We start from the raw sequence: 2,182 nt of genomic DNA, 5'->3' as shown, positions 1-2,182 counted from the left end.
TAACAGTACCGGTCGACCATTTCATAGCCGTTGTCGAAAGCCACAGGCTGACCAGAGATCTGCTGCTGCGATACGTGCAATCGGCTGAGCTGCAGCTTGCCCATTCTGCTCTGGCAAACGCCCGGTACAGCATGCATGTGCGTCTCGCTCGATGGTTGCTGATGTGTCATGACCGTCTGGACGGCGACGACCTTCCGCTGACGCACGAATTCCTTTCAATCATGCTCGGTGTCCGGCGGTCTGGCGTCACAAACGAATTGCACATCCTCGAAGGCATCCACGCAATCAGAGCGACGCGTGGCAATATTCGTGTTCTCGACAGGCAGAAGCTCGAAGAAGTCGCCGGTGGCTGCTACGGCGTGCCCGAGGCGGAATATGAGCGCCTCGTCGGCATTCCGATCAGTGTAGAAGATCCGGTTAGTCGAGAAGCTTGATCGCATCGCTGAGGGCGACCACCGCCGGATCGAACCTGACGTTACGTCAGGACCCGCTACAGGCGTTGCCAGGTTTGCGTGAGACACACCACCTTCATCGTGCAACCGCTCATCCTCATGATATCGCCGGAAACACTGAGGCTGCCTGTGAATGTCTTCCTGCTGTCAGGCTCGGTAATTTCGCCGTGGTAACCTTCATCCGTTCTGGAGAAGGAACCGATCTGTTTTCCAGCGTGATTGCCTGTTTTCATCCTAATGCAATAGACCTGGCCGCAGCGGCTTATGGTGGCGGTCGTTCCCACTTCCGTCTTCCAGTCTCCCACGACAGGGTCGCCGGCCGATGCAAGTCCGGTGGTCATGGAAAAGGCGATCGCAACGGTCGCCCGTTTCATCGTCGGTTCCATTTTCATGTCGTTTCCCCCTCGCGAGGCGCGCGTCCGACCGTACGCTACCGGACCGGAACCGGATAACCCTTCGGCTCGTTCCGCAGTGGTCGTGTGGCGTAGACCATGTCTAACGGCAGTTAGGAGGCCACCACGCGTCGGCAAGGCGCCACGGGGATATCTCGGCCTCCGGCGCGGGCTTCGCTAACCACGGATGGAGCGCCCTTGCGGGGACGCTTTACCCGGCAGCCAGGATGCGACCATGACAAAATATCTCGACACGCGACAGGATAGCGAACCACCACCTCGGCCGGACGTCGCGACGCAGGTTCGAACCAACCCACGTGCGAGGTCAATCTTCTGGTGGCTCGTCACGGGGGTGGCAGGCGTAGCCGTGGTCGGATTGATCTTCTATGTTGCCTGATCCCTTGAAGCCCGGAGAACCAACGGGAGACACGCCGACTGGTTCACCCGAAGACCGCAAGAACCGTTACCATGCGGAGGCGGAAGCCCGCGGAACATGGAGGGTCACCGACTTGATGACGGGCTTGCCCGCAGCCTCGAACGGCAGAGACCTCGTCCGGCTCTCCAGGGAAGATGCAGAAGATATTGCGCATGAACTTAACGACAGCGAGCGCGAAGGACGGCCAAGCCCTCTGTTGTGACAGGAGCGACCTGCGCCCTCCGTCCACCTCGGCGGCGCCAGCGACTTGACGATGGATCGCACTCCGGCGCAAATGCCTATCTCGACGTCTTGCCGGCTCTTGCCTCCGCGACCGGCTACTCTCCGGCGATCAATAGGCGCAAAAGATAGAATGAACTCTGAAGCAGATATCGTGATCGTCGGGGCGGGCGCTGCAGGCATCGGCGCCGCCCGCCGTCTCGTGGGCTCCGGTCTGTCCGTGTCAGTCCTGGAGGCGCTCCCCAGGATCGGCGGCCGTGCATGGACCGTGCAGACGCCCGCCGGTCCCGTCGATCTTGGCTGCGGCTACCTCCATTCGGCCGATCGTAATCCCTGGACCCGCATCGCCGAAGACACCGGTTTTGCGGTGCATCGCGGTCCGACGGCCTGGGGTCAGCAGTTCCGCGATCTCGGCTTCTCACAGGAAGACCAGGAGGCGGCCTGGAGCGCCTTCAGCCGCTGGACGGATCGGATCGTCACGGCGCCGCCCGCAAGCGACCGGGCATCGGATACGCTTGATCCCGGCAGTCCCTGGTCTGCCTATCTTCAGGCCTTGAGCGGATACATCAGCGGCGACGAACTGGAACGCATCTCAGCGACGGACTACGCCGCTTACAACCGCGCCTCCACAAACAACAACTGGCGCCTTCCGGACGGCTACGGCACGCTGATCGCTTCTGCCA

General features: G+C 61.4%; 4 protein-coding genes. 3 read left to right on the top strand and 1 reads right to left on the bottom strand.

Annotated elements, in window-relative coordinates; genetic code table 11:
• The coding region (locus ACPYOJ_RS34300) for a Crp/Fnr family transcriptional regulator (protein ID WP_481420211.1) at positions 1-434 on the top strand (434 nt) is incomplete at its 5' end.
• 56 nt (positions 435-490) lie between these two features.
• Here ACPYOJ_RS34300 and ACPYOJ_RS34295 read toward each other — a convergent pair.
• Entirely contained in the window at positions 491-826 is a 336-nt protein-coding gene (locus ACPYOJ_RS34295; protein WP_481420212.1) for a DUF2147 domain-containing protein, read from the bottom strand.
• A 253-nt stretch (positions 827-1,079) separates the two neighbouring features.
• On the opposite strand from ACPYOJ_RS34295, the gene ACPYOJ_RS34290 reads away from it, so the two are divergent.
• Both ACPYOJ_RS34290 and ACPYOJ_RS34285 read left to right on the top strand, forming a co-directional pair.
• Positions 1,080-1,241: a hypothetical protein gene (locus ACPYOJ_RS34290; protein ID WP_481420210.1), complete on the top strand. Its 162-nt coding sequence runs from the start codon at positions 1,080-1,082 to the stop codon at positions 1,239-1,241.
• Between the two features lie 391 nt (positions 1,242-1,632).
• The coding region (locus tag ACPYOJ_RS34285; protein ID WP_481420209.1) for an NAD(P)-binding protein at positions 1,633-2,182 on the top strand (550 nt) is incomplete at its 3' end.

This window comes from Rhizobium sp. SVR5-9E, assembly GCF_056755095.1.
This window is presented reverse-complemented; position numbering and strand designations above follow the sequence as displayed.